This is a genomic window from Massilia sp. DJPM01, from assembly GCF_030348125.1.
GTDB classification, from domain to species: Bacteria; Pseudomonadota; Gammaproteobacteria; order Burkholderiales; family Burkholderiaceae_D; genus Telluria_A; species Telluria_A frigida.
In genome coordinates this window covers 14,553-39,798 of record NZ_JAQOZV010000010.1, presented here as the reverse complement: position 1 = coordinate 39,798, position 25,246 = coordinate 14,553, and the positions used below count along the sequence as shown (strand labels likewise).

At 65.2% G+C, this 25,246-nt stretch carries 23 protein-coding genes and 2 tRNA genes; 16 read left to right on the top strand and 9 right to left on the bottom strand.

The window, feature by feature from the left end:
• Positions 1-54: 54 nt before the first annotated feature.
• The 9 genes from PO883_RS09185 (at position 55) to PO883_RS09145 (ending at position 8,796) form a co-directional block, all read left to right on the top strand.
• Positions 55-139, top strand: a tRNA-Leu gene (locus PO883_RS09185).
• Positions 140-217: 78 nt separating this feature from the next.
• Positions 218-302, top strand: a tRNA-Leu gene (locus PO883_RS09180).
• Positions 303-429: 127 nt separating this feature from the next.
• On the top strand, positions 430-1,485 hold the full coding sequence (locus tag PO883_RS09175) for a serine hydrolase (RefSeq protein ID WP_289309488.1): 1,056 nt from the start codon (positions 430-432) through the stop codon (positions 1,483-1,485).
• A gap of 21 nt (positions 1,486-1,506) precedes the next feature.
• The gene (locus PO883_RS09170) at positions 1,507-2,643 is read left to right on the top strand and encodes a PAS domain-containing sensor histidine kinase (protein WP_289309487.1); all 1,137 of its coding nucleotides are present in this window, start codon (positions 1,507-1,509) and stop codon (positions 2,641-2,643) included.
• Positions 2,644-2,706: 63 nt separating this feature from the next.
• Positions 2,707-2,913: a hypothetical protein gene (locus PO883_RS09165; protein ID WP_099880217.1), complete on the top strand. Its 207-nt coding sequence runs from the start codon at positions 2,707-2,709 to the stop codon at positions 2,911-2,913.
• A 70-nt stretch (positions 2,914-2,983) separates the two neighbouring features.
• Positions 2,984-3,529 carry a TIGR01841 family phasin gene (gene phaP, locus PO883_RS09160; RefSeq protein WP_167086705.1) on the top strand — a complete coding sequence of 182 codons (546 nt, stop codon included), beginning with the start codon at positions 2,984-2,986 and terminating at the stop codon, positions 3,527-3,529.
• A gap of 442 nt (positions 3,530-3,971) precedes the next feature.
• A complete protein-coding gene (locus tag PO883_RS09155; protein WP_289309486.1) occupies positions 3,972-4,778 on the top strand; it encodes a hypothetical protein in 807 nt (268 codons plus the stop codon).
• Between the two features lie 102 nt (positions 4,779-4,880).
• Positions 4,881-6,533 (top strand): VRR-NUC domain-containing protein, encoded by a 1,653-nt coding sequence (locus tag PO883_RS09150; RefSeq protein ID WP_289309485.1) that lies wholly within the window; start codon positions 4,881-4,883, stop codon positions 6,531-6,533.
• 7 nt (positions 6,534-6,540) lie between these two features.
• Positions 6,541-8,796: an ATP-dependent DNA helicase gene (locus PO883_RS09145; RefSeq protein ID WP_289309484.1), complete on the top strand. Its 2,256-nt coding sequence runs from the start codon at positions 6,541-6,543 to the stop codon at positions 8,794-8,796.
• Between the two features lie 77 nt (positions 8,797-8,873).
• Here the strand turns inward: PO883_RS09145 and PO883_RS09140 are convergent, their stop codons facing one another.
• The 5 genes from PO883_RS09140 to PO883_RS09120 all read right to left on the bottom strand — a co-directional run bounded on the left by PO883_RS09140 (position 8,874) and on the right by PO883_RS09120 (position 12,518).
• Positions 8,874-9,596, bottom strand: a complete 723-nt coding sequence (locus PO883_RS09140) for a LytTR family DNA-binding domain-containing protein (RefSeq protein ID WP_289309483.1) — start codon at positions 9,594-9,596, stop codon at positions 8,874-8,876.
• Entirely contained in the window at positions 9,584-10,666 is a 1,083-nt protein-coding gene (locus PO883_RS09135) for a sensor histidine kinase (protein ID WP_289309482.1), read from the bottom strand. Before PO883_RS09135 ends, PO883_RS09140 begins: the two co-directional genes overlap by 13 nt.
• Positions 10,666-11,412, bottom strand: a complete 747-nt coding sequence (locus tag PO883_RS09130) for a LiaI-LiaF-like domain-containing protein (RefSeq protein ID WP_289309481.1) — start codon at positions 11,410-11,412, stop codon at positions 10,666-10,668. The genes PO883_RS09135 and PO883_RS09130 overlap by 1 nt, the downstream gene beginning before the upstream one ends.
• Positions 11,402-11,776, bottom strand: a complete 375-nt coding sequence (locus PO883_RS09125; protein ID WP_289309480.1) for a LiaI-LiaF-like domain-containing protein — start codon at positions 11,774-11,776, stop codon at positions 11,402-11,404. Before PO883_RS09125 ends, PO883_RS09130 begins: the two co-directional genes overlap by 11 nt.
• Positions 11,777-11,903: 127 nt before the next feature.
• Positions 11,904-12,518, bottom strand: coding sequence for a LysE/ArgO family amino acid transporter (locus PO883_RS09120; RefSeq protein WP_167086697.1), 615 nt, complete (start codon positions 12,516-12,518; stop codon positions 11,904-11,906).
• Between the two features lie 114 nt (positions 12,519-12,632).
• Between PO883_RS09120 and PO883_RS09115 the strand changes: the two genes are divergently transcribed.
• Positions 12,633-13,526 carry a LysR family transcriptional regulator ArgP gene (locus PO883_RS09115; protein WP_289309479.1) on the top strand — a complete coding sequence of 298 codons (894 nt, stop codon included), beginning with the start codon at positions 12,633-12,635 and terminating at the stop codon, positions 13,524-13,526.
• A 113-nt stretch (positions 13,527-13,639) separates the two neighbouring features.
• Here PO883_RS09115 and PO883_RS09110 read toward each other — a convergent pair whose 3' ends face one another.
• Positions 13,640-13,816, bottom strand: coding sequence for a hypothetical protein (locus PO883_RS09110; protein WP_289309478.1), 177 nt, complete (start codon positions 13,814-13,816; stop codon positions 13,640-13,642).
• Between the two features lie 95 nt (positions 13,817-13,911).
• Complete coding sequence (locus PO883_RS09105; protein ID WP_289309477.1) at positions 13,912-14,070, bottom strand: hypothetical protein; 159 nt, start codon at positions 14,068-14,070, stop codon at positions 13,912-13,914.
• A gap of 630 nt (positions 14,071-14,700) precedes the next feature.
• On the opposite strand from PO883_RS09105, the gene PO883_RS09100 reads away from it, so the two are divergent.
• Positions 14,701-15,723 carry an N-acetylmuramoyl-L-alanine amidase-like domain-containing protein gene (locus PO883_RS09100; protein ID WP_289309476.1) on the top strand — a complete coding sequence of 341 codons (1,023 nt, stop codon included), beginning with the start codon at positions 14,701-14,703 and terminating at the stop codon, positions 15,721-15,723.
• A 97-nt stretch (positions 15,724-15,820) separates the two neighbouring features.
• Here PO883_RS09100 and PO883_RS09095 read toward each other — a convergent pair whose 3' ends face one another.
• Positions 15,821-16,471 (bottom strand): lytic enzyme, encoded by a 651-nt coding sequence (locus PO883_RS09095; protein ID WP_289309475.1) that lies wholly within the window; start codon positions 16,469-16,471, stop codon positions 15,821-15,823.
• Between the two features lie 115 nt (positions 16,472-16,586).
• A complete protein-coding gene (gene dnaK, locus PO883_RS09090; RefSeq protein WP_289309474.1) occupies positions 16,587-18,524 on the bottom strand; it encodes a molecular chaperone DnaK in 1,938 nt (645 codons plus the stop codon).
• A gap of 544 nt (positions 18,525-19,068) precedes the next feature.
• Here dnaK and PO883_RS09085 point away from each other — a divergent pair.
• The 5 genes from PO883_RS09085 (at position 19,069) to PO883_RS09065 (ending at position 25,246) form a co-directional block, all read left to right on the top strand.
• Positions 19,069-20,997: a nucleoside-diphosphate sugar epimerase/dehydratase gene (locus tag PO883_RS09085; RefSeq protein WP_289309473.1), complete on the top strand. Its 1,929-nt coding sequence runs from the start codon at positions 19,069-19,071 to the stop codon at positions 20,995-20,997.
• 85 nt (positions 20,998-21,082) lie between these two features.
• A complete protein-coding gene (locus tag PO883_RS09080; RefSeq protein ID WP_289309472.1) occupies positions 21,083-22,411 on the top strand; it encodes a nucleotide sugar dehydrogenase in 1,329 nt (442 codons plus the stop codon).
• Between the two features lie 24 nt (positions 22,412-22,435).
• A complete protein-coding gene (locus tag PO883_RS09075; RefSeq protein ID WP_289309471.1) occupies positions 22,436-23,497 on the top strand; it encodes a Gfo/Idh/MocA family protein in 1,062 nt (353 codons plus the stop codon).
• Positions 23,498-23,499: 2 nt separating this feature from the next.
• Positions 23,500-24,105, top strand: a complete 606-nt coding sequence (locus PO883_RS09070) for an acyltransferase (protein WP_289309470.1) — start codon at positions 23,500-23,502, stop codon at positions 24,103-24,105.
• A 25-nt stretch (positions 24,106-24,130) separates the two neighbouring features.
• Positions 24,131-25,246 (top strand): DegT/DnrJ/EryC1/StrS aminotransferase family protein, encoded by a 1,116-nt coding sequence (locus PO883_RS09065; RefSeq protein ID WP_289309469.1) that lies wholly within the window; start codon positions 24,131-24,133, stop codon positions 25,244-25,246.

Here is a 25,246-nt window from a genome sequence, read left to right as displayed (position 1 = left end):
AGATGTTTTCCTGAGAGTACCAAGTAGTAAAGTTGTTGCAGTTGCTGTATCAATGCCCACGTGGCGGAATTGGTAGACGCGCATGGTTCAGGTCCATGTGCCGCGAGGTGTGGGGGTTCGAGTCCCTCCGTGGGCACCACTCCCTGGAAGATGTTTTCCTGAGAGTACCAAGTAGTCAAGTAGTTGGCAGTAAAACTGTTGTAGTAGCTGTATCAGTGCCCACGTGGCGGAATTGGTAGACGCGCATGGTTCAGGTCCATGTGCCGCGAGGTGTGGGGGTTCGAGTCCCTCCGTGGGCACCACTCTACCGGGTTAGTATATTCCCGCAAAATTCCATGAGCGCCGCAGTCCTTGCATAAAGGCTGCGGCGTTTTGCGTTGCGCGCCCGCTTGTATGCGCTCCCCCTCTGTTTCATTCAGAAAGACGCCAATGACCGCTCGTTTGCCTGGCCGCCTGCTGGCCGTTTTCTTGTTTGCCTTGTCCGCCAGCGTGCGCGCCGACCCCGTGGACGATATCGTCAATGCCGAAATCGCGCGCCAGCAGATTCCCGGCGCCAGTATCGCCATCGTCAAGAACGGCCAGATCATCAAGGAGGCCGGTTATGGCATGTCCAATCTGGAGCACCAGGTCGCCGCGACGCCCGATACCGTGTTCCAATCCGGCTCGGTCGGCAAGCAATTTACCGCCGCGCTGGTCTTGCTGCTGGCCGCCGACGGCAAACTGGGGCTGGATGATCCGATTTCGCGCCACCTTGCGGGCACGCCGCCGGCCTGGAAAAAGATCACGGTGCGTCATTTGCTCAATCACACCGCCGGTTTGGGCGATCCGGACGACATCCTCAAGCTGAACCAGAATTACACCGACGCGCAATTGCAACGCGCGGGCAGCACGCTGCCGCTCCAGTGGGCGCCGGGCACGCAATGGGCCTACAGTAATTTCGGCTACCAGTTGCTGGGCATCCTGTGCACCCGGGTGGGCGGCAAGTTTTACGGCGAGCAACTGCGCGAGCGCATTTTTGCGCCGGCGGGCATGCAGGCGCGCATCATCAGCGAACGCGACATCGTGCCGCACCGCGCCGCCGGCTATGACCTGGTCAACGGCGCATTCAAGAACCAGGAATGGGTTTCGCCCACGCTCAACACCACCGCCGACGGCAGCCTGTACCTGACCGCGCGCGATCTGGCGAAGTGGCATATTGCGCTCGACGGCGACCATCTGCTCGGCGCGGCCATCAAGCAAGCCATGTGGACGCCCGCCACGCTGAAAGACGGCAGCGCCGTTCCCTACGGCTTCGGCTGGGAAACTTCGCCAACGCTGGAGCGGCGCTCGCTCTGGCACGATGGCGCGTGGCAGGGGTTCACCACGCAAAGCACGCGCTTTGTCGACGATGGCCTGTCGGTCGTGGTGCTGACCAACCGCTCCGAAGCCCAGGTCGACAAGCTGCTCGAACTGGTCGCGGCCCACTACCTGCGCACGGCACGCTGACATTTGCGCTGGCGGTGCGGCGTGGCTACACTGATAGCCTGTCCGGATGCCATGGTTTGTGTGGTGAAGTCGCCGTCCGAAACCGAATGCAGCAACGCCCGTGTAGCGCCGCCCGATGCGCGCGCGAGCGCCCGACTGCACATAAACTACCGCGCCCTGCTCGCGCGCTCGCCCGATAATGTGGTGCTCGTCGACGTTTCCAGCGGCTGCCTGGTCGATGCCAACCATGGCGCGTGCGCGCTGTTCGGCATGGACGAACAGACACCGCTGACGCGCGCATTCGCCGACCTGTGCCCGCCGTTCCAGCCTGACGGCCAGGCCTCGGCGCAGCTGCTGGCCACCCGTATCGAGCGCGCGCTGGCCGGCCGTGCGGGCCAGTTCGAGGCCGGCTTCCTTGCCGCCGGCGGGCGCCGGATCACCTGCGAAGTACGGCTGCTGCCGCTGCCGGCGCCGCACACGCACCTGCTGCATGTGGGCCTTGTCGACGGCACACGCCGCGTTCTCGATGACGAACTGCGCCACGGCCAGAATCGTTTGCTGGAAATGATCGCGCGCGGCGCCGCGCTCAAGGCCGACGACGCCGCCCAGATCCTGGCGCGCAACCTGCAACGCGCGGCGCGGCTGGTGGCCAGCTTCAAGCAGGTGGCGGTGGACCGCCGTGGTTCGGAGCGGCGCGCCTTCATGCTGTGCGAACTGGTCGCCGAATTGCTGCCGCCGCTGCGCATCCTGGCGCGCCAGCGCGACGTGGAGATCCGCACCGAGGTGGCGCCGGGGCTGGCGATGGACAGCTATCCGGGCCCGCTGGCCGAGGTGCTGCCCCATCTGGTTGACAATTGCCTGGTGCATGCCTTTGCCAGCGATGCGCGCGGCACCATCGTGATCGGCGCCAGCGCCGGGCCGGAGGCGAGCATCGTCCTGTCGGTCGCCGACAACGGCGCCGGCATCGCCGCGCCGCTGATGCTGCGCGTGTACGACCGCTTCGTCACCACCCAGCCCGTCTCGGGCGGATCGGGGCTGGGATTGCACGTGGTGCATAACATCGTCAGCGGCGTGCTGGGCGGCAGCATCGAACTCGATAGCGAACCTGGCAAGGGTTCCACCTTCCGCCTGCGCCTGCCGGCGATCGCGCCCGCCATGAGCGGCCGGGATAGCGGCTGACAGCCGGCCAGCTGCGCGCCACGCTTGACTTGCGGCGCGAACAGGCTATGCTCGCTCTGGCATATGATCACTTTCCGCAAACTCGGTGTCACCGCCCTGCTCGCCTGCGCCTGCGCAGCGCTGCTGGCCGCGCCCGCACCATGGTTCACCTGGCGCAGCAAGGCCGACGGCAAGCTGGTCTGTCACCAGACCCCGCTCGGACCCGGCTGGGAAAAGGCTGGCGGTCCCTATCGAGATAGCCATTGCATGAAGTTGCTTATTGCTAAATAATAGGAAAAAAACATACAGAGGAGAAGGTTGAAAGCAGTCCGTTGCATCCATTCCAACTGAGGAGAAGTCAATGTTTACGAATCCCGAACAATTTGCATCCGCCACCAAGACGCTTTTTGAACTCCAGATGATGACTTTTAACGCGCTCACCAGCAAAGCGGTGCAGGGCGTGGAACAGGTTGTCTCGCTGAACATGACGACTGCAAAAAATTCGGTGCAAGGCAGCATGGCCATGGGCAAGGAAATGAGCCAGGCCAAGGACCCGAAAGCGGCGATGGACGTCGCTGCGGCCCACGCCAGGCCGATGGCGGGCGCGGTGGTGTACGGCGAACAGCTCAAGGTGATCATCGACGACATCCACAGCGAATTCACGCAGGCTGCCGACGCCCATATCGCCGAAGCCAAAAGCACCCTCACGGCGCTGATCTACGACGTGACCCAAAACGTCAAGCCGGGCAGCGAAAATGCGGTGGAAATCATCAAGACCGCGATCGACAATGCATTCCAGGGCTACGAACAGGTAACCAAGGCCACGCGCCAGGCGGTGCAGGTGGTGGAAGACCAGATCGCCAAGGCCACCGCGCAAGTGGTGCCGCCTGAAAAGAACGCCGCCTGACCAGCGCCATTCCGGCCCCCCGATAAAAAACCGCCGTTGCCGCGCTTTGCGGCAACGGCGGTTTTTTTGTCCGCCAGCGCGCCTCAGGCCACCACGCCCCCGCACACCACCAATACCAGCACCAGCAAGGCAATGCGCTTGCGCGTCGCGAGGCGGTCGAGCGCCATGTGTGCAAAATCTCTCACTATGTTCTCCCGGTGGAGCCGCGACCCGCGTCACGGCATTTGCGTGCAAACACCATTATTGGATCGGCGATGATACTGTCGGTTGCGATTACTCAATACACGATTGGTTACTACAGCAGTGTTGCAAAATCCACGGATCGTTGATGCGGCGCAAATGACTGTGCAGCCGGACCCGAAAGCACGACAAATATCAGAAGCATTACGGCGGGAATTGTTTCTAATCGGAATGTCCGTGTTCTCACCTCCAGGAGTCCTCCGTGTCCATTCCCGCCCCGAATACCTATCCCGGCACCCCGTCCGAACAGCGCCGGAACACCCGGCGCGCCCACGATATCGAGCAGCGCGCCTATGCTGCCGTCGGGCGCAGCTTCGCGTCCGGCAGCGCGCCAAAAAACCGCCAGCTGCGCGCGGGCCTGGCCGTGGCGGCGGCCGTCACGGTCCTGGTCCTGATCGCGCTGGTGGCCCTGCTGGCCGACGAAAACGCCAGCTCGCCGCGCGCGCTTGCGGTCGCCGCCGCCGGCAAGGGCGCGCCGCACCCGGCCGCCCCCGCCCATGCGGCCAAGGGCAAGCCGGTGGTGATCATCGATGAAAAGGACGAGGCGCCCACCCGGCCGGTGCTCGCCCCGGAGCCGATACCCCCGCTGGTGCTGCTGGCGCCGGCTGCGGCGCAGCCCACCCCGGCGCTGGCCCAGGCGCGTCCGGTGGCAGCGCTCAGGATGCCGGCCAAGGTGCGCGAGCACGGCAAACCGGCCAGTGCGGCGCTCAAGCAGATGGCCCTGAAAGCGAAAAAAACGTCCCAGCCGCTGGCAAGCGGCGCGGCGGCGCGCAAGGCGGCGCGCAAGGCCGCGCGCAAGGCGCCGCCGCACGCCCCCGTGAAACGCAAGGTGGCGGCCGCAGCCGCCGTCCCTGCCCAGCCCGACGCACCCGTCCGGTATGCCGGCGCCGGCGTGCTCGACACCCTGCGCTCCTACGCCAGCCTGCGGCGGCGCTACCTTGGCCAGCCGATGCCGCTCATGGCGGCCCGGCTGGCGCTGCCGGGCCGGCGCTACCTGGGCGAACCCTGAAAACCACGGACCGATGCACGCGCGGCGATTTTGCTGGGGTTTGGCGGCCACTGACGATATACTGTACATAATTACAGGTGTCGGTCGCTTGCCCGCAGTACGATGCGCAAAGTTCTTGAGAATGAGTTCTACTACCTGGACAACTTCCACCGGGTGCTGGAATGGATTGCCGGGCGCTACAGCGACTTGCTCACCGATGAGGAGCAAGCGTTTATCGCCACGTTCCCGTCGCTGCCGCAAGCCTCGCGCGCGCTGCTGGTGCGCATGGTCATGCGCAAGGGCACGGTGTTCCGCGCGAGCAAACTGAACTACGCGGAAATCGGCTGCGCGATCGAGGCCGCGCGCCACTTGCTGCCCACCGGCTGGGTCCGGTGCGACCCGGTGATCACGCTCGACGAACTGTTCGAGCTGCTGCTCAAGGCCGAAATCGGCGCCATTTTCAGCCTGTCCCTGCACGAAAAGAACGCGCGCAAGGGCGAGCAGCTGGCCGCCCTGCGCGACGGGTTCGGCGACGCCCGCGCATTTTCCGCCTGGTACCGCGACTCGCCCGATACCGTCTACAGCATTACCGTCAAGGACCTGTGCGACCGCCTGCGCCTGATCTTTTTCGGCAACCTGCACCAGGACTGGACCGAATTCGTGCTGTCCGACCTGGGCTTGTTCCAGTACGAAAAAGTCGAGTTTTCAGCGTCCTCGCGCGGCTTTCGCACGCGGCGCGATGTCGACGACTACCTGGCGCTGCACCAGTGCAAGGAACGCTTTCGGGCCGGCGAGGCCCTGCCCGAGGTGCTGGCGAGCTTGCCGCGTGACGCGTTCGACAACGAGTGGATCGACAGCCGGCGCGAACGGCTCATGTTCCAGATCGCCCAGCAGGTGGAAAAACAAAAGGAGTGGGGCCAGGCGTTCGATCTGTACGCCTGCTGCAATTTTCCCGGTGCGCGGGCGCGCGCCATCCGCGTGCTGGAAAAGCACGAGCGCTATGCCGAGGCGCATGCGCTGCTGGAACGGGCCGAGGCCGCGCCCGAAAGCGATGCCGAGCGCCAGCAACTGCTGCGCATCGCCCCGCGTCTGCGCCGCAAGCTCGGGCACCAGCCGCTGCCGTCGCGCCGCAATCGCTTCGTCGAGCGCCTCGACCTGAGCCTGCCGATGCCGCCTGAACCCGGCTGGTGGGTCGAGGGCATCGTGCGCGACCACCTGGCGCGCGCAGACGCGCCCGTGTTCTATGTCGAGAACGCGCTGATCAATTCCCTGTTCGGCCTGCTGTGCTGGGGCCCGGTCTTCAGCGCGATCCCGGGAGCGTTTTTCCACCCCTTCCACCGCGGCCCGGCCGACCTGCACAGCGCCGATTTCTACCGCCGGCGCGAGCGCGAATTCCGCGCCTGCCTCGACCAGCTCGACGACGGCCGCTACCAGGACACCATCCGCGCCAACTACGACGGCAAGCGCGGCATCGCCTCGCCGTTCGTGGCCTGGGAAGCGCTCGGTACCGACCTGCTGGACATGGCGCTGGCCTGCATCCCGGCGCCGCACCTGAAAAAATGGTGCGAGCGCATCCTGCTCGACATCAAGGCCAACCGCAACGGCTTCCCCGACCTGATCCAGTTCTGGCCCGTCGAGCGGCGCTACAACATGATCGAAGTCAAAGGCCCGGGCGACCGCCTGCAGGACAACCAGCTGCGCTGGATCGAATACTGCGCCGCGCACCAGATGCCGATTTCGGTGTGCTACCTGCAGTGGGCGGAGCCGTGTTCGTGAGGCGCGCGTGAGCTACGTCGTGGCGGTGCGTGCCCTGTGCGAATTTTCAGCCAAGCAGGGCGATCTCGATCTGCGCTTCACGCCCTCGCCCACCGCCCAGGAAGGCATCGCCGGCCACGCCGTGGTGACCGAGCGGCGCGGCCCGGATTACCAGAAAGAGGTCAGCCTGACCGGCGAATACGGCCCGCTGCTGGTGCGCGGACGGGCCGACGGCTACGACCCGGCCCAGAACCTGATCGAAGAAATCAAGACCTATCGGGGCGACCTTGAGCGCATGCCGGCCAACCACCGTCACCTGCACTGGGCCCAGGTGCGCGTATACGGGCACCTGCTGTGCGCGCAGCGCGGGCTGGACCAGGTGTCGCTGGCCCTGGTCTACTTCGACATCGGCAAGCAGACCGAAACCGTGCTGCGCGAAACCCGCAGCGCGGCCGAGCTGCGCGCCACGTTCGCCGACCAGTGCGAGCGTTTCGTGGCGTGGGCCGCTCAGGAACTGGCGCACCGCGCAGCGCGCGACGCGGCACTGGCCGCGCTGCGCTTCCCGCATCCGGCCTTTCGTCCGGGCCAGCGCGACCTGGCCGAAACCATCTTCCGCGCCAACAGCGGCGCGCGCTGCGTGCTGGCGCAGGCGCCGACCGGCATCGGCAAGACCGTCGGCACCCTGTTCCCGGTACTCAAAGCGGCGCCGCTGCACCGGCTGGACAAGGTGTTTTACCTCGCGGCCAAGACCCCGGGCCGCAAGCTGGCGCTCGACGCGGCGCAGGCGATCAAGCGCAGCGCCCCCGACCTGCCGCTGCGCGTGCTGGAACTGGTCGCGCGCGACAAGGCCTGCGAGCATCCCGACAAAGCCTGCCATGGCGACTCCTGCCCGCTGGCCAGGGGCTTCTACGACCGGCTGCCGGCGGCGCGCAGTGCGGCGCGCGAGCTTCCCCTGCTCGACCGCGAAGGCTTGCGCGAGGTCGCGCTGGCCCATCAGGTGTGCCCGTACTACCTGGGCAGCGAAATGGCGCGCTGGAGCGACGTGGTGGTGGGCGACTATAACTACTACTTCGACATGGGCGCGATGCTGTACGGGCTGGCCCTGGCCAACCAGTGGCGGGTCAGCGTGCTGGTGGACGAAGCGCACAATATGGTGTCGCGCGCGCGCAAGATGTATTCGGCCGACCTGGAACGCGCAGCGCTGCGGGCGGCGCGCGCGGTGGCGCCGGCGCACCTGAAAAAGGCGCTCGACAAGGTGGGGCGCAGCTGGCCGTCGAAGGACGGCGCCGGCTACGAGGTGCTCGACGCGCCGCCCGCAAAGCTGCTCGACGCGCTGCAAACCGCATCGAGCGCGATCACCGATTTCCTGGCGGAGAACCCGGGGCCGATGGAGCCGGACTTGCAGCGTTTTTACTTCAACGCCCTGCACTTCGCCCGGCTGGCCGAGACCTTTGCCGAGCACTCGATGGTCGACTGCACGCGCGACGGCGCGCACGCGTCGACGCTCGCGATCCGCAACATCGTGCCGGCGCCCTTCTTGAAGCCGCGTTTTGCGCTGGCCCATGCGACGGCGCTGTTTTCGGCCACGCTCAGTCCATGGAACTACTACAGCGATGCACTCGGCCTGCCGCCGGATACGGCCTGGGTCGACATCGACTCGCCCTTCGTGGCCGATCAGTTGAGCGTGCACGTGGTGCGCGACATTTCCACGCGGTTTACGCACCGGGCCAGGTCGGTGGCGCCGATTGCGGCGCTGATCGCGCGCCAGTACGCGCAGGCGCCGGGGAATTACCTGGCGTTTTTCAGCAGCTTCGATTATCTCGACCAGGTGGCCGACCGCGTGCAACGCGATTTTCCCGACATCCCGGTGTTCCGCCAGCCGCGCCGCATGGCCGAAACGGAGCGCGACGCTTTTCTGGGGCGCTTCACGCTGGAGAGCCGTGGGGTTGGATTTGCGGTCCTGGGCGGCTCGTTTGGCGAAGGCATCGACCTGCCGGGCGCGCGCCTGATCGGCGCCTTCATCGCCACACTCGGACTGCCGCAAATGAACCCGGTCAATGAGCAGATCCGCCAGCGCATGCAGGCCACGTTTGGGGCGGGCTACGACTACACGTATCTGTATCCGGGCATGCAAAAGGTGGTGCAGGCGGCGGGCCGCGTGATCCGCACCGAGGGCGACCGTGGCGTGGTGTACCTGATCGACGACCGCTTCGCCCAGCCCGAAGTGCGCGAGCTGCTGCCGCGCTGGTGGCATGTGGATCAGACGCGCATTGCTTTGACTTAAAACCCACTACGTCGTTCCCGCGCCAAGGCGGCACTCGGCGGGAACGACGAGGGTGGTGGTGGAGGGAACGACGGGTGTCAGCCGGTCAGGCCCTTGAGCTTCTGGAAGCCGCTGCGGCTGACCGGTAGGCGGGCACCATCCCTGAGGATCGCGGTGTGGCTGTCCCTGCCCTGCTCGATGCGGTCGATGGCGCCGAGGTTGAGCAGCCAGGAACGGTGAATGCGCACGAACAGGGCCGGATCGAGCTGGCTTTCGAGTTCCGACAGGCGCTGGGTTTTCATGTAGTGCTTGCCGCCGGCGCTGATGCGCACATAGTCGTCCTGCGCTTCAATGTAGTCGATCTGGCCGGCCGCGATGATGTGCACGCGCCCGCCGTCGCGGATCAGGACCCGCTCCAGCGGCTTGCTGCGCAGCGCGGCGTCGCGCAGCACGGCGTCGACCCCGTCTTTTGCGGCACTGGTGCGCGCATGCGCCAGCGCGGCGTCGAAGCGCTGCTGGCTGAAGGGTTTGAGCAGGTAGTCGACGGCGTGGATGTCGAAGGCCTTGAGCGCGTACTGGTCAAAAGCGGTCACAAAAATATAGCGTGATTTGGCGCCGGCCAGTTCCACCACCTCGAAGCCGTTCAGCTTGGGCATCTGGATGTCGAGGAAGACCAGGTCCGGTTCCAGTTCGGTGATGGCCTTGACGGCGTCGAAGCCGTTCGCGCATTCGGCCACGATCCCGATGCCGGCATGCTTGCCCAAAAACTCGCGCACCACGGCGCGCGCCAGCTCTTCATCGTCGACGATTATGACGCGCATGATGGTTCCGATTCCTTGGTGTGGGCGGGCAGCGACAGCGCGACCCGGAACAGGCGCGCCTCGCGCGTCCAGACGATGCCGGCCTCGTGGCCGTAGGCGACGGCCAGGCGCTGGCGCACGTTGGCCAGGCCAATCCCCTTGCCTGCGACGGCCGGCTCGACGTCGATGTCGTTTTCCACGACGATGTTCAGGACCGGGCCGGCGCGCTGCGCCGCGATGCGGATGGTGCCGCCGCCGGTCAGGTTGGCGATGCCGTGCTTGACGGCGTTTTCGACCAGCGGTTGCAGGATCATCGGCGGCAGCAGGCAATCGAGCGCGCCGGCGTCGATGACCTGCTCGACGTTCAGGCGCGCGCCGAAACGCACTTTTTCGATGGCGATGAAGTGCATCGCCAACGCCGCTTCCGCTTCCACGGTCACTTTGCGGCTCGCTTCCAGTCCCAGGCTGTGACGGAAAAAATCCGCGAGGCGCAAGGTCATGTCGCGCGCGCGGGCCGGATCGATGGAGGTGAGCGCACTGATCGAATTGAGGCTGTTGAACAGGAAGTGCGGATCGATCTGGGTGCGCAGCATGCGCAGTTCGGCGTCCTGCGCCATCAGCGCAGCTTCGAGTTCGCGCCGTTCGGCGCCACGCGCGCGCTGGAATTCGAGCGCCAGGTAGTGCGCCACCGCCGACATGGCATACAGAATCACGCCCAGGCCGACAATCATCGCCTGCAAGGGGGTAGTCATGGGGACGCCGGCCCAGGGCAGGCCCAGCGATCCGCAGGCACTGTTCCAGGCGGTGCTCAGCGTGGTCCACAGCACGCCGGCCCATACCGATGCGACGGCGAAGACCAGCAGCACCGAGATGGCGCTGCGTTCGCCCAGCGGATAGGCGCGGCAAAGATAGTAGCTTGAAAAGCCGGTGGCGCAGGCATACACCAGCGTCACCGGTACGGCCAGGAGCAAGCCGTTGGTCCATGCGGCGCCAGTCGCTGCCATGATCAGGCCAGCAAACAGGATCGCCAGCAGCAGCCACGCGAGCAAATACAGGCCCGCGCCGCGCCGCATGGAAAACGGCCCCTGCATCAATTGCGCACTTCCACGCCGCCCATGATTGCGTAGCCACGGATGGTGAGGCGCTTGCCGGTGCCCGGTGCGGGCGAGGTTTTTTCCTCGAAGCCGCCGAGAATCGGCACCCCTTTGAGCACGATGCTCCAGTCGGGCGGGCACTTGATGGTGATGCCGCCCATGACCGCGAACACATTCAGTTCGGCGTCGCCGGCGATCGACGATTCGCGCAGGTCCAGCACGCAGCCACCCATGATGGCGCAAATGTCGCCGCCACGGAAGGCCGGGGTGCTGATGCGGCGCTCGAAGCCACCCAGGATGGCCGTGATATCGACCACGGCGTCGGCATCGGGCCTGGCAAATGCATCCGGCTTGGCATCGGTATCGGCATCGGCCTTGAGCGGCGCGGCGCGCGGCGTGCGGCCCTTGCGCATGGCTCGGTGGATGACACCGACGCCGAGCAGGATCAGCAGCACGGGCCACAGGGTGCGGGCGTTGAAAAAGTAGCCATAGCCAAGCCGGTTGAGCGTGAGGACAACGCCGGCGGCGGCGATCAGGCCGAACACCATGCGCTCGTGCTGGGATTCGGCCCCTGAAAACTTGACCAGGCCGCCGATAACGACCAGCACGGGCCAGAAGTGCAGCACGCGGTGGCGGTCGATGATGTTCAGGTTATCGAGCAGGAACAGCAAGCCGAAACCGATCACCGCCAGGCCGACCCAGACCTGGTTGGGCACGCCGGAGTTGGGGGTATCATTTTTCATCGTGGGGCTCCGGTTCGGGTGCGAGGCGGCGTTCGATGAACGGTTCGAGGATCATGGTGACGCCGCAAAAGATGACGGGGATCGGCCAGCCGTTGCTGAAGGTCAGTCCGAACAGGTTTTCGAACACTGCAAGCAGCCACAGGCTCAGGAAGACCATCCACAGGCCGGCGGTAAAGTCTTTGGCGGTCGGAAAACCGATCATTTTATTGAGGCCCATGACAGTCATCACCAGCGGCGCGTAATGCCAGAGGCCATCGACCTGGACGATGTCCATCTGGTCGAGCAGGACGATGGTGCCGAAGCCAATCAGCAGCAAGCCCCACATCAATTGCTTGCGCCATTCGTAAGAGGATTTATTGGACACGTGTGCTCCTGTAGTCAGTTCAGGCGCAACGATACAACGGGGCGGCGGCGCTGCACAGCGGATTTCGGCGAATGGCGTATGGCGGCCGGTGAATGACGGCGCCAGCGGCGAACGGCGGCGCCGGGCGTCAGGTGCCGAAGGCGACCGAGGCCGACAGCGCCAGCATCATGGTGCCGGTCAGGCCGTCGATCCACTTCCATGCGGCGGGACGGGCAAACAGGCCGGACAGGCGCGTTGCGCCATAGCCGAGCGCGCAGAACCACAGGGCCGAGGCGCTCATCGCACCCAGCGCAAAGGCTGGGCGTTCTGGCGGGGCAAAATTTCCGCCTATGGCGCCAAGCAAGACCACCGTATCGAGATAGACATGCGGATTGAGCAGCGACAGCGCGACCACGCTGGCCAGCGCCTGGCGCGCGCCGGTGCGGGCGGCCTCGGGCGCCACCGTCAGCGCGGCGCTGGCGAACACGGCGCGCCAGCTGCGCAAGCCGTACCACAGCAGGAACGCCGCCCCGCCCCAGCGCGCCGCGCCCAGCAGCAGGGGCGAGGATTGCACCACGGTGCCGACGCCGGCCACGCCAAGCCCGATCAGCACGGCATCGATGACAATGCAGGCAGCCACGGTCAAACCCACGTGTTCGCGCTTGAGGCCGGTGCGCAGCACGTGCGCGTTCTGCGATCCGATGGCGACGATCAGCCCGGCGCACAAGGCGAGGCCGTTGAAAAAGGTGGACACGTAGGGCATGCAAACTCCTGGCGCTAACTGGATGAGCTGGAAGTTTGCAGGAGGGAAAACCTCAAGTGAAGCAAATTTAATCCAATTACGTATAATTAAATTTTTCTAATCCTGGAGGTGGGCGTGCTCGATACTCGCAAGGGAGAAGCCCTGCTCGCCGTCATCGACAGCGGCAGTTTCGAGCAGGCAGCCGCCCTGCTCCACCTGACCCCGTCGGCGGTGTCGCAACGGGTCAGCGCCATGGAAAACGAACTGGGCATGCCGCTGCTAATCCGCAGCAAGCCTTGCCGCGCGACCCCGGCCGGCCAGCGCCTGGTGCAATACCTGCGCCGCAGCCGGCTGCTGGAAGCCGAGTTCCTGGCCGAATCGGCCGACAGCGACGCCCATCCGCTGACGATTGCCCTGGCCGTCAACAACGATACCCTGGCCACCTGGCTGCTGCCGGGGCTGGCATCGTTCCTGATCGAGGAACAGATCCTGCTCGATATCGCGCTGGACGACCAGGACCATACCTACACCTTGCTGTCGCAGGGCGCGGCGCTGGCCGGGGTGTCGAGCGAAGCGCAGCCGATGCGCGGCTGCACGGTGGAGCGGCTGGGCGCGATGCGCTACCGGCTGCTGGCCACGCCCGCGTTCGTCGCACGCTGGTTTCCCGACGGCTTGCAGCGCGAGGCGGCGCGGCGGGCGCCGCTGATGGTGTTCGACCGCAAGGATGCCTTGCAGGCGGCGTTTCTTCAACGCGAGCTGGGGCTGCCTGCGGGAAGCTATCCCTGCCACTACATTCCGTCGAGCGATGCATTCACCCACGCGGTACGGCTGGGGCTGGGATATGGCATGGTGCCGGAACAGCAATTTCGCGACGCTATCGACAAGGGCGTACTGATCGACCTGGCGCCCGGCAAGCCGACCGACGTGATGCTGTACTGGCACGCGTGGCGGGTGCAGTCGCCCAAGCTGGAGCGGCTCAGCGCGCGGCTGATTGCGGTGACGCGGGCGGCCTTGCGGCAAGCTGCGTGAGTGCCGGTCCGGTGCTTGTCCATGGTGCGGGGGATTCTACCGGCTGGGTAACACCTAACAAAAAACCCGCAGCGTTGCCGGTGCGGGTTGTCGGTACTGCGGTCACGCGAACATCAGGCCGGTGGCAGGAAGGCCTCTGGCGCTGGCTGATTGCGGACCTGGTTGCGGTACTTGGAAGCGGCAATGGCTTTCTTGAGGGCTTCGCGCGCGATGTTGGTGCGCTTGATGTCTTTTTTCTCGGCTTTGCCACGATGCTGGGCTTCGTCTTTGTTACCGATTCGATTTGTCATGTGAGACTCCTGTGTTGATGTTTTTAGGATTATGGTAGAGCTGTGCTACAGAAAAAATAGGACAAAGTGCAAGGTTTTTGTAGGACAGGAGGACGTCAACTACGGCTCGGGGCCAGTTTGAAGCCTGGAATCAGCAATCCCCATCCAAGCTCGCGCCGGATTTCTTCCGGCGATGGCGGCGGTTTGGGATCGCGCGAGCGACGCTGAAGGTATTCCCGTACCAGATGCTTGGGTGGCTGGGTAATGGCAGGCATGATGACCTCCGCTTCCGTTTGTTGATCAAGGCCAGCGCGATGGCCTGCGCTGGCATGAAGAATTGGTGCCGATCCTTGAGGCGACCGGCTAACCTGCTGAGGAGGAATCACCTTGGGACTTCGCCGCCGGCCCCTCACTCACACAGCTTCATCATAAGAGCTGAGCTGAAACCCAACCGTTCGTTGCCGCACACTGGCGCGAAAATCATCCTCGCGCGCGTGGCGGCAATCCGCAGAACGCCCGTACCTAATGGCGCCATGCGATGACGCGGCGTTTCCGTCTGCGGCATCACTGCGCTGCGTGTGCCGGAATCCATGACGCCGGAAGGGCCGCCATCGCCCCTCTCCATCGTCCGCCTCATGATGAATCCCTTCGCGGCGCGCTTGGCTCACGCTGTCGCCGACCATGGCCTCGCCTGTGTCATGTCATCTATCAAAGCAGGCAATGCCGGAACGGCAAGCCTGCACTTTCCTCGTCTGTGCGCAACACATTTCCATTGTCAAACACCGTGCCAGCGGTTAGCGTGTGGCTTTAGCGTTCAATATTGATTCCCGATGCGTCTTGCTCCCCTCGTTTTGTTTAGTGCCGTCCTGGCTGGTTGCGCAAGTGCGCCGCCCGCTCCACCTGTCGTGGCGCCGGTTGCGGTCGCGCCGCCGCCAGTTGCGCCTGAACCGGTTGCGCTGCCGGCGCCCGAGCCTGTCGCCGCAGCGCCGCTGGCCCCTGCGGCAGCGCCGTTCGATCTCGCCACCTTGCGGCGCAAGCAGATTTATCAGATGACGCCGGCGGAAGTCGGACGTTACATCGCCTATATGCATACCGCCGAACCGGACCTGCGCAAGCGCATCGCCGCGATCGGACGCAAGAATATCGGCCAGCCTTATGTGCTTAATCTGTTGGGCGAGTATCCGTACGAGCTGCACGACAACCTGCCCATGTTCAGCCTGCAGGCAAGCGACTGCGTGGTGTTCGCCGAGCACACGTATGCGATGGCGCTGAGCCAGTCGTGGGAGGAGTTTTTCTGGATGCTGCAACGCATCCGCTACAAGGATGGCGTGATCGGCGTGGCAACGCGCAATCATTACACCGAGGTGGACTGGAATACCAATAATGCCTGGCTGGTGTCCGACGTCAGTGCGCTGCTGGCAGGAACCGATGCACCGGCGTATGAGATGAAGATCGACCGCGCGGCCTTTCTCAGGATGCGGCACAACACGGCCAGCAGCATCCCGGTGCAGCTCAGCCAGGAAGCGTACGTGGCCAAGGACAAGGTGGCGAGCGTGGCCGCGCAATTGCAGGACGGCGACCTGGTCAATGTCATTTCCACGCGCGGAGGCAAGTTCTGGGCCTCGCACGTCGGCATCATCGTGGTGGATGTCAACGGGCAGCGCAATTTCCTGAACTCGGCCGAACCACAGGTGCGCGAAGAAAGCTTCGAGGCATTTTTTGCGCGCACGGCGGCGCGCGAGGAGCGCAACGGCAAGAATGGCATGAAGCTGGCGGGCTTCAAGTTCTTGCGCTTGAACGACCATATCGTGGTGCCACCGGCCGCTCCCCAGCCACGTCCGGGCCCGCCGGTGGCAGTGGTGCAGAAGGCTACCACAACCGTCACCGCGACGGCGGCCATCAAAGGACCGGCCTCGGCGATCCGCTGACAAGACACAGGCACGCGGGACGACGGCGCCGTGGCTGACTGGCGCTCGCCTGCACCGGCACCGCCACGCGGCGCGACGGCGGCGTGGCTAACTGGCGCTAGTCGCGCCACACGGCCCGCGTGCGCGCCAGCCAGCGCCGGCGCTCGGCGAGTCCCACCGTACCGCCGTTGATGCGCGTACTTACCTCCTCAATATCACCCGCATCCGCCGCCTCGTTGCGGCCTTTCGCGATCCAGATGGCGGCGGCCGCGCCCAGGCACCAGCGTGCCGACAGCACCGCATCCGGGTCGGCAACAAAGTCCGGCGCCGACGGATAGCCGGTTCTCAGGGTCTCGGTCGCCTGTGCGTGGCTGTCCTTTCCAGTCAGCTGCAATAATCCGCGACCGCGATACAGGTAGCCGTCACCGGGAAGCGCGTTGCCCAAACGGCCACCGTACACGACGTTGGCAAGCCGGACTTCATCGTCGGCGTAGCTGGCCGGATCGAGCGGGCCGCGCGGCACGAAACGCTGCGGCCACACCTTGGACAAACGCTGCGTGCGGTAACGCAGGTTTTCCAGCTCCCGTGTGAGGGCCACCGTTTCGTGCAAGACCTGCGCCATGAAATGGCTGGCCCGCAACGCGGACGCGGCGATGCCGAAATGGACCAGGAAGTGTTGCTCGGTGCCGAATGCGGTGCGGTAGACGGGGAGCGCGCGCGGCGCGAGCTGGTCGATCTGGCCGAGCGTGATGACAACGGGCTCGGCCATGGCGAACTCCTTCGCTGTGCGGTAGCTCCCATCGTATTGGCTTTGCCACCGCTGGACACCAAGCGCATCAAATGATGCGGCGCTAGCAGCCTCGCCTGGCCATTGATCATCGCGTTCAGCCCCCGCCCACCGCGCGGAAATCGGCATCGACCACATCGTCGCCGCGTCCCGCGCCTGCCTGTCCGGAAGCGGCCTGGGCCCCGCCCTGCTGCCCCTGGCCCGCTGCGTCGGCTGGCTGCTGGTCCAGCTTTTCGCCGATCCCCTGCGCGGCGTTGGACAAGGCCGCGATGCGCGCGTCGATGTCGTCCTTGCTGCCGCTGCGCAAGGCGGCGTCGAGCCTGTCGATGGCCGCCTGGATGCGCTCGCGCACCGGGGCGTCCAGCCCGGCACCGTGCTCGTCGAGTTGCTTGCGGGTCGCATGCAGCAGCGCATCGCCACGGTTGCGGGCGTCGGCCAGTTCGCGCGCGCGCCGGTCTTCGTCGGCGTGGGCCAGCGCATCCTGCACCATTTTCTGGATCTCGGCTTCGCTCAGTCCCGAATTGGCCTTGATGGTGACCTGGTTGGCCTTGCCGGTGGCCTTGTCGAGCGCGCTGACGTGCAGGATGCCATTGGCGTCGATATCGAAGCTGACCTCGATCTGCGGCATGCCGCGCGGCGCCGGCGCAATGCCGACCAGGTTGAATTCGCCGAGCAGCTTGTTGCCCGCGACAATATCGCGTTCGCCCTGGTAAACCTTGACGGTCACGGCAGGCTGGTTATCGTCGGCGGTCGAGAACACCTGGCTGAACCTGGTGGGAATCGTGGTGTTGCGGGGGATCATTTTGGTCATCACCCCGCCCAGTGTCTCGATGCCCAGCGAGAGCGGGGTCACGTCCATCAGCAGCACGTCGGAGCGCTCGCCGGCCAGCACCGCGCCCTGGATGGCCGCGCCCACCGCCACCGCTTCGTCCGGGTTGACATCCTTGCGCGCCTCGCGCCCGAAAAATGCGCGTACCGTTTCCTGCACCTTGGGCATGCGCGTCATGCCGCCCACCAAGATCACGTCGGCGATCTGTTCCTTGCTCAGGTTGGCATCCTTCAGGGCAAGCTGGCACGGCGCGATGGTGCGCTCGATCAGCTCGTCGACCAGCGCTTCCAGGGTCGCGCGCGACAGGCGCAGGTTGAGGTGGGCCGGGGCGCCGTTGGACATGGCGATGTAGGGCTCGTTGATGTCGGTCTGCCGGGTCGAGGAGAGCTCGATCTTGGCGCGCTCGGCCGCGCTCTTGATGCGCTGCAAGGCGATCGGGTCGCGCCCCAGGTCGATGCCGCTGTGCTTCTTGAATTCGGCGATGATGTGGTCGATCACGCGCTGGTCGAAATCCTCGCCGCCGAGGAAGGTGTCGCCGTTGGTGGAAAGCACGTCGAACTGTTTGTCGCCCTCCAGCCCGGCGATTTCGATGATGGAGATGTCGAAGGTGCCGCCGCCCAGGTCGTACACGGCCACCTTGCGCTCGCCGCGCGCGGCCTTGTCGAGGCCGAAGGCCAGCGCGGCGGCGGTCGGCTCGTTGATGATGCGCCGCACTTCCAGGCCGGCGATGCGGCCGGCATCCTTGGTGGCCTGGCGCTGGGCGTCATTAAAATAGGCGGGCACCGTGATGACGGCGTCGCTGACCGGCGCGCCCAGATCATCTTCGGCCGTCTTTTTCATCTTGCGCAGCACCTCGGCCGACACTTGCTGCGGCGCCAGGCGCGTGCCGCGCACGTCGACCCAGGCGTCGCCATTGTCGGCGCGCACGATCTTGAAAGGCATCAGGTGGATGTCTTGCTGCACTTGCGCCTCGTCGAACTTGCGTCCGATCAGGCGCTTGACGGCGAACAGCGTGTTTTGCGGATTGGTCACCGCCTGGCGCTTGGCCGGCGCACCGACCAGGATGTCGCCATGGTCCTGGTAGGCCGCCACCGAGGGCGTGGTGCGCGCGCCCTCGGCATTCTCGATCACCCGGGCCTGGCCGCCTTTGATCACCGCGACGCAGGAGTTGGTGGTGCCGAGATCGATACCGATGATCTTGCTCATTTCCTCCTCCTTGAAAGACATGCTCGCGCGCGCACCCAGCGGGCGCCACGCGGTCGTAGTTGGATAGACCGCGCGCGCCAAAACAATCCCGCTAACGCCGGCAAACACGATCTGGATCAAACCTGGCGCTTTTCGCGACACCCGCAGCGGCCGGGTCCGATAGCTAAAGAGCGATGTTTTCGCCGCGCTTTCCCACGTCCGTTCGGATAATCCGCCAATTCCCCCTCTGCACGGCGCTTGATAATATTTCCAACAGCAATACATTCTGGATTCCAATCAAATCCCATTGGCAATTTTTACGCTAAGTCAGCCGTTGCGAACGATCAAATCAACACGATTGAGCCGGCAGGATAATAAACTTACGCCTGAATAAGTGCTTCAAGCGCCGCACGATTATCCGCCCATCTTTTCAATATCCAGAAACAATAAGCGTGCACTCCCCCGGTAGTCGCCACATCAACCCCGACTTAATCGAATGCCTATTCCCGCCATGCAGACGCTCCTTACAAAGCCGCTCAGCCAATTCTGTACCGAGCTGGTCGCCATGAACCGCACCGCCAAAATCGCGCTGATGGTCGTGGTCGATCTGCTGGCCCTGCCGTTTTGTTTTCTGATCGCGATGCTGCTGCGGGTCGGCGATGCCGGCGCGGCCATGCACTATCCGGCCGCCGCCTATCTGCTGGTGGCGCTGCTGACGGTGGGGGCGTTTTCGCTGTCCGACCTGTACCGCGCGGTGATCCGCTTCATCGACCAGCGCATGCTGGCGGTGACCGGATGCACGCTGGCCCTGGCGACCCTGGCGGTGTACCTGGTCATGGTGGGCATCAACGACGACAGGTTTCCGCGCAGCGCGCTGGTCATTTACTGGTTTATCGCGTTTTCCTACGTCGTCACGTCGCGCATGACGGTGCGCAACTTCCTGCGCAAGCACATGAGCGGCGCGCCGGCGGCCGACCATGCCGTGGCCATCTACGGCGCCGCCGAACCGGGCGCGCAGCTGGCAATGACCATGCGCACCAGCAATCAATACCGGCCCGTCTGCTTTTTCGACGACAAGCGCGCCCTGAACCAGCGCACCATCGCCGGCCTGCGCGTGTTCCACACCGACCACCTGGCCGAGATGGTGCGCAGCCTGGGCGTGCGCACGGTGATCATCGCCCTGCCCTCGGTGTCGCCCCAGCGCCTGCGCGATATCATGGAACGCCTGTCCATGGCCGGGGTGCGCACCCGCATCCTGTGCCGCCTGCTCGACCTGGCGGACGACGCCACGCCCCTGCAAGCGGTGCGCGACCTCAAGTTCGAGGACTTGCTGGGCCGCAAGCCCGTGCCGCCGCGCACCGAGCTGTTCGACCGCTGCGTGCGCGGCAAGCGGGTGCTGGTCACCGGCGCCGGCGGCTCCATCGGAAGCGAACTGTGCCGCCAGATCGTCACCCTGGCGCCGGCCCACCTGCACCTGGTCGAGCATTCCGAGTTTGCCCTGTACACGATCCGCCAGGAATTGCTGGGCCGCCACCCGGAGATGCGCATCAGCGCGCACCTGGGCTCGGTATGCAGCGCGCGCCTGGTCGAACGTATCCTGCAGGAAAACCCGATCGACACGATCTACCATGCCGCCGCCTACAAACATGTGCCCCTGGTCGAAAGCAATATCGTGGCCGGCCTGCGCAACAATGTGCTCGGTTCGCAAGTGATCGCGGCCGCCGCCGCCCGCTTCAAGGTGCGCACCTGCGTGCTCATTTCCAGCGACAAGGCGGTGCGCCCGACCAACATCATGGGGGCGAGCAAGCGCATCGCCGAGCTGATTTTCCAGGCGGCGGCCACCACCCACGGGGCCGACACGACTTTTTGCATGGTGCGTTTCGGCAACGTGCTGGGCTCGTCCGGCTCGGTCATCCCCCTGTTCCAGCGCCAGCTGGCCCACGGCGGGCCGCTGACGATCACCCATCCGGACGTATCGCGCTATTTCATGCTCATCGCCGAGGCGGCGCAACTGGTGATCCAGGCCGGCGCCATGGCCAAGGGCGGCGATGTATTCGTGCTCGACATGGGCGAGCCAATCCGCATTGTCGACCTGGCGCGCAGCATGATCATGATGTCGGGTCTGACCGAAAAGACGGCGCAGAACCCGGCCGGCGACATCGGCCTCAAGTTCGTCGGCTTGTTTCCCGGCGAAAAGTTGTACGAGGAATTGCTTACCGACGGCAAAGTTTTTCCAAGCGACCATCCGCGCATCATGCGCATGAAGGAACACGCGCTCGATCCCGGCGTGCTCGATACCTATATTACCTGCCTGATGCTGGCCTGTAATACCCATGAGCGCGGCATGATCGAATCGATGGTCAAGGCAATCGTGTCCGACTATACGCCGCAGCCGCATGGCGGATCGGCACACCATTCGCCGGCGGCGGTGGCCGCGCCCGATAAAACCCGGCCCGCGCTATTGCGCAGATTATCGTCCGACCGCATCGAATAAATACCGGCCGGGATAAACATAACAGCGGGATGCCATCCTGATTCACGCCCGGATGCGCCCCGCATTCAGTACGGAGATTATTTCCATGCGCGACCAACATTCAAGCCGCCATTTAGCGCAATTAATCGATAAACTCGATCGGCGCAGCGCTGTCATCGGCATTATCGGGCTGGGCTATGTCGGATTACCGCTCAGCCTGCGCTATGCCGAAGCGGGTTTCCGGGTGCTCGGCATCGATATCGATCCGGCCAAGGTGGCGCGCCTGAATGCCGGCGCCAGCTATATCGAGCATATTTCCACCACCGCCATCGGGGCTGCGCTGGCCGCCGGCTTCGAAGCCACCAGCGACTTTGCCCGCGCGGCCGGGGCCGACGCCCTGATTATCTGCGTGCCAACCCCGCTCAACGCTTACCGCGAGCCGGACCTGTCGTTCGTGCTGGCCACCGCCGACGCCCTGCTGCCCCACCTGCGCGCCGGCCAGGTGGTCTCGCTCGAAAGCACCACCTACCCCGGCACCACCGACGAGGAACTGCGCCCGCGCCTGGCCTCGCGCGGCCTGACCGTGGGCGAGGATATCTTCCTGGTGTTTTCGCCCGAGCGCGAAGACCCCGGCAACCCCGATTACGAAACGCGCACCATTCCCAAGGTGTGCGGCGGCGATACGCCGGCATGCCTGCGCGCCGGCATCGCCCTGTACAGCCCGGCCATCGACCAGGTGGTGCCGGTCAGCTCCACCCGCGCCGCCGAGCTGACCAAGCTGCTCGAAAACATCCACCGCGCCGTCAACATCGGCCTGGTCAATGAAATGAAAATCATCGCCGACAAGATGGCGATCGATATCCACGAGGTGATCCGCGCCGCCGCCACCAAGCCGTTCGGCTTCACCCCCTACTATCCCGGCCCCGGCCTGGGCGGGCATTGCATTCCGATCGACCCGTTTTACCTGACCTGGAAGGCGCGCCAGTACGGCTTGCACACGCGCTTCATCGAACTGGCCGGCGAGATCAACAGCGATATGCCGCACTGGGTCATCGGCAAGCTGGCCGATGCGCTTAACGAGCGTTCGCGCGCGATCCGCGGCAGCCGCGTGCTGGTGCTCGGGATCGCCTACAAAAAGAATGTCGAGGACATGCGCGAATCGCCCTCGGTCGAACTGATGGAAATCCTGCGCGCCAAGGGCGCCGTGGTCGACTATTCCGATCCGCACGTGCCGGTGTTTCCGCCCATGCGCGAGCACCATTTCGATCTTGCCAGCGTGCCATTGACGGCGGCCAGCATCGCGTCCTACGACGTGTTGCTGCTGGCCACCAGCCACAGCGCCTTCGATTACGCGCTGATCCAGCAGCACGCCGCCCTGATTATCGACACGCGCGGGGTCTACCTGGACCGGCTGCCGAATGTCGTCAAGGCTTGAACCGCACCGCTTTGGAGAATCATCATGCGCTACTTCCCACCCCCTGTTCTCGACCGCCGCATCCGCTTTGCGCTGGTCGGTTGCGGCCGCATCGCCAACAACCATTTCAATGCCATCGCGCAGCACGAAGACCGTTGCGAGCTGGCCGGCGTGTGCGATATCGACCCGCTGGCGCTGGCCGCAGCCAGCGAGCGCAGCGGGGCGCGGGCTTACCGCAGCCTGGGCCAGATGCTGGCCAAGTGCAACGCCGACGCCTTCGTCATCTGCACCCCGTCCGGCCTGCATCCGGAACAGGCGGTCCAGATCGCCGCTAGCGGGCGCCATGTGATTACCGAAAAACCCATGGCCACGCGCTGGGAAGATGGCAAGCGCATGGTGGCCGCCTGCGACGCGGCCGGGGTGCGCATGTTCGTGGTCAAGCAGAACCGCCGCAATGCCACCTTGCAGCTGCTCAAAAACGCGGTCGACAAGAAGCGCTTCGGGCGCATCTACATGGTCAACCTGAACGTGTTCTGGACCCGCCCGGACGAGTATTACAACAGCGCCAAATGGCGCGGCACCTGGGAATACGATGGCGGCGCCTTCATGAACCAGGCCAGCCATTACGTCGACCTGATCGACTGGATCGTCGGCCCGGTCGAGAGCCTGCAAGCCTACACGGCCACCCTGGCGCGCGATATCGAGGTCGAGGATACCGGCGTGATCAGCCTGCGCTGGCGCAACGGCGCACTGGGGTCGATGAACGTGACCATGCTGACCTATCCGCGCAATATGGAGGGCTCGATCACCATCCTGGGCGAGCGCGGCACGGTGCGCATCGGCGGCGTGGCGGTCAATGAAGTGCAGCGCTGGGAGTTTGCCGAACCCGACCCCGACGACGCCCTGGTGGGCGACGCCAGCTACCAGACCACCTCGGTCTATGGCTTTGGCCATCCCCTGTATTACGACAATGTGATCAAGGTGCTGCGCGGCGAAGCCGAGCCGGAAACCGATGGCCGCGAGGGACTCAAGTCGCTCGAAGTGCTCATCGCCGCCTACAAATCGGCGCGCGACGGCAAGCGCGTGGCCTTGCCGCTGGAGTATTGAACATGGACCAGGCCATCATCGAAGCGAGCGCCATCGTCGACCCCGGCGCCACCCTGGGCGCGGGCACCCGCGTCTGGCATTTCGCCCACGTGTGCGGCGGCGCGCGCATCGGCGCCGGCTGTTCGCTGGGGCAGAACGTGTTCGTCGGCAACGATGTGCTGATCGGCGACCGGGTCAAGATCCAGAACAATGTGTCGGTGTACGACGCCGTGACCATCGAGGACGAGGTGTTCTGCGGCCCCAGCATGGTGTTTACCAACGTCTGGAACCCGCGCGCGGCCATCGCGCGCAAGGATGCCTACCGGCGCACGCTGGTGCGGCGCGGCGCCAGCATCGGCGCCAACGCCACCATCGTGTGCGGGGTCACCATCGGCCGCTATGCCTTCATCGGGGCCGGGGCCGTGGTCACGCGCGACGTGCCCGACTACGCGCTGATGGCTGGCGTGCCGGCGCGCCAGAGCGGCTGGATCAGCCGCTACGGCGAACGCCTGGCGCTGCCTCTGGGCCGGGATGGCGTGGCCACCTGTCCCCATACGGGCGAGCGCTACCAGGTGCGCGGCGGGGTGTGCGCCCTGGCCGGCGAGCGCGCCTGTTTATTAAACGATTGACCTGTCAGCGAACGGACCCTCCATCATGGAATTCATCGACCTCAAAGCGCAATACCAGGCTGGCCGCGAGCACATCAACGCCCGCATCCAGGCCGTGCTCGATCACGGCCAGTACATCATGGGACCCGAAGTGGCGGAGCTCGAAGCGCGCCTGGCGGCGTTTACCGGCGCGCGCCACTGCATCACGGTGTCGTCCGGCACGGAAGCGCTGCTCATTGCGCTGATGGCGCTCGGCATCGAGCCCGGCGACGAAGTCATCACCACGCCGTTTTCCTTCATCGCCACGGCCGAGGCCATCGTGCTGCTGGGGGCCACCCCGGTGTTCGTGGACATCGACCCGGCCACCTGCAATATCGATCCTGCGCTGATCGAAGAAAACATCACGGGCCGCACGCGCGCCATCATGCCGGTATCGCTGTACGGCCAGCCGGCCGACATGGAAGCGATCAACGCGATTGCCCGCCGCCACGGCTTGAGCGTGATCGAAGATGCCGCCCAGAGCTTTGGCGCCACCTATGGCGGCAAGCACAGCTGCAACCTGTCGGCCATCGGCTGCACCAGCTTTTTTCCCAGCAAGCCGCTCGGCTGCTACGGCGACGGCGGCGCCATCTTCACCAGCGATGCGCAACTGGCCACGGCCATGCGCGAAATCCGCGTGCACGGCCAGTCGCAGCGCTATGTGCACACGCGCATTGGCGTCGGCGGCCGCATGGATACCTTGCAATGCGCAATCGTGCTGGCCAAGCTTGACCATTTCGACTGGGAACTGAAGCAGCGCGCGCGCGCCGCCGCCAGCTACGACGCCCTGCTGTCGGGGAAAATCGGCCTGGTGGCGCGTCCGCGCGACCGCAGCAGCGTGTTTGCGCAGTACACGGTGGTGCTGGACGAACGCGAGCGGGTGCGCGCCGCGCTGCACGAGGCCGGCATTCCGAGCGCCGTGCATTATCCCGTCCCCATGCACCTGCAGCCCGCCTATGCGCGCTGGAGCGACCCGGACAGCGCGCCGGTCGCGCAAGCCATGGCCGCCAGGGTGCTCAGCCTGCCGATGGGGCCTTACCTGGACGACGCCAGCATCGGCCAGGTATGCGCCACCCTGCTGCGTGCGGTGGGCGCCGACACGGCCGCGTGCCGCCCGGATTGA

Coding starts and splice junctions, on each gene's coding strand:
- PO883_RS09175 (WP_289309488.1), top strand. CDS start 430: ATGACCGCTCGTTTGCCTGGCCGCCTGCTGGCCGTTTTCTTGTTTGCC.
- PO883_RS09165 (WP_099880217.1), top strand. CDS start 2,707: ATGATCACTTTCCGCAAACTCGGTGTCACCGCCCTGCTCGCCTGCGCC.
- phaP (WP_167086705.1), top strand. CDS start 2,984: ATGTTTACGAATCCCGAACAATTTGCATCCGCCACCAAGACGCTTTTT.
- PO883_RS09150 (WP_289309485.1), top strand. CDS start 4,881: ATGCGCAAAGTTCTTGAGAATGAGTTCTACTACCTGGACAACTTCCAC.
- PO883_RS09140 (WP_289309483.1), bottom strand. CDS start 9,596: ATGCGCGTCATAATCGTCGACGATGAAGAGCTGGCGCGCGCCGTGGTG.
- PO883_RS09135 (WP_289309482.1), bottom strand. CDS start 10,666: ATGCAGGGGCCGTTTTCCATGCGGCGCGGCGCGGGCCTGTATTTGCTC.
- PO883_RS09130 (WP_289309481.1), bottom strand. CDS start 11,412: ATGAAAAATGATACCCCCAACTCCGGCGTGCCCAACCAGGTCTGGGTC.
- PO883_RS09120 (WP_167086697.1), bottom strand. CDS start 12,518: ATGCCCTACGTGTCCACCTTTTTCAACGGCCTCGCCTTGTGCGCCGGG.
- PO883_RS09110 (WP_289309478.1), bottom strand. CDS start 13,816: ATGACAAATCGAATCGGTAACAAAGACGAAGCCCAGCATCGTGGCAAA.
- PO883_RS09105 (WP_289309477.1), bottom strand. CDS start 14,070: ATGCCTGCCATTACCCAGCCACCCAAGCATCTGGTACGGGAATACCTT.
- PO883_RS09095 (WP_289309475.1), bottom strand. CDS start 16,471: ATGGCCGAGCCCGTTGTCATCACGCTCGGCCAGATCGACCAGCTCGCG.
- dnaK (WP_289309474.1), bottom strand. CDS start 18,524: ATGAGCAAGATCATCGGTATCGATCTCGGCACCACCAACTCCTGCGTC.
- PO883_RS09085 (WP_289309473.1), top strand. CDS start 19,069: ATGAACCGCACCGCCAAAATCGCGCTGATGGTCGTGGTCGATCTGCTG.
- PO883_RS09080 (WP_289309472.1), top strand. CDS start 21,083: ATGCGCGACCAACATTCAAGCCGCCATTTAGCGCAATTAATCGATAAA.
- PO883_RS09075 (WP_289309471.1), top strand. CDS start 22,436: ATGCGCTACTTCCCACCCCCTGTTCTCGACCGCCGCATCCGCTTTGCG.
- PO883_RS09070 (WP_289309470.1), top strand. CDS start 23,500: ATGGACCAGGCCATCATCGAAGCGAGCGCCATCGTCGACCCCGGCGCC.
- PO883_RS09065 (WP_289309469.1), top strand. CDS start 24,131: ATGGAATTCATCGACCTCAAAGCGCAATACCAGGCTGGCCGCGAGCAC.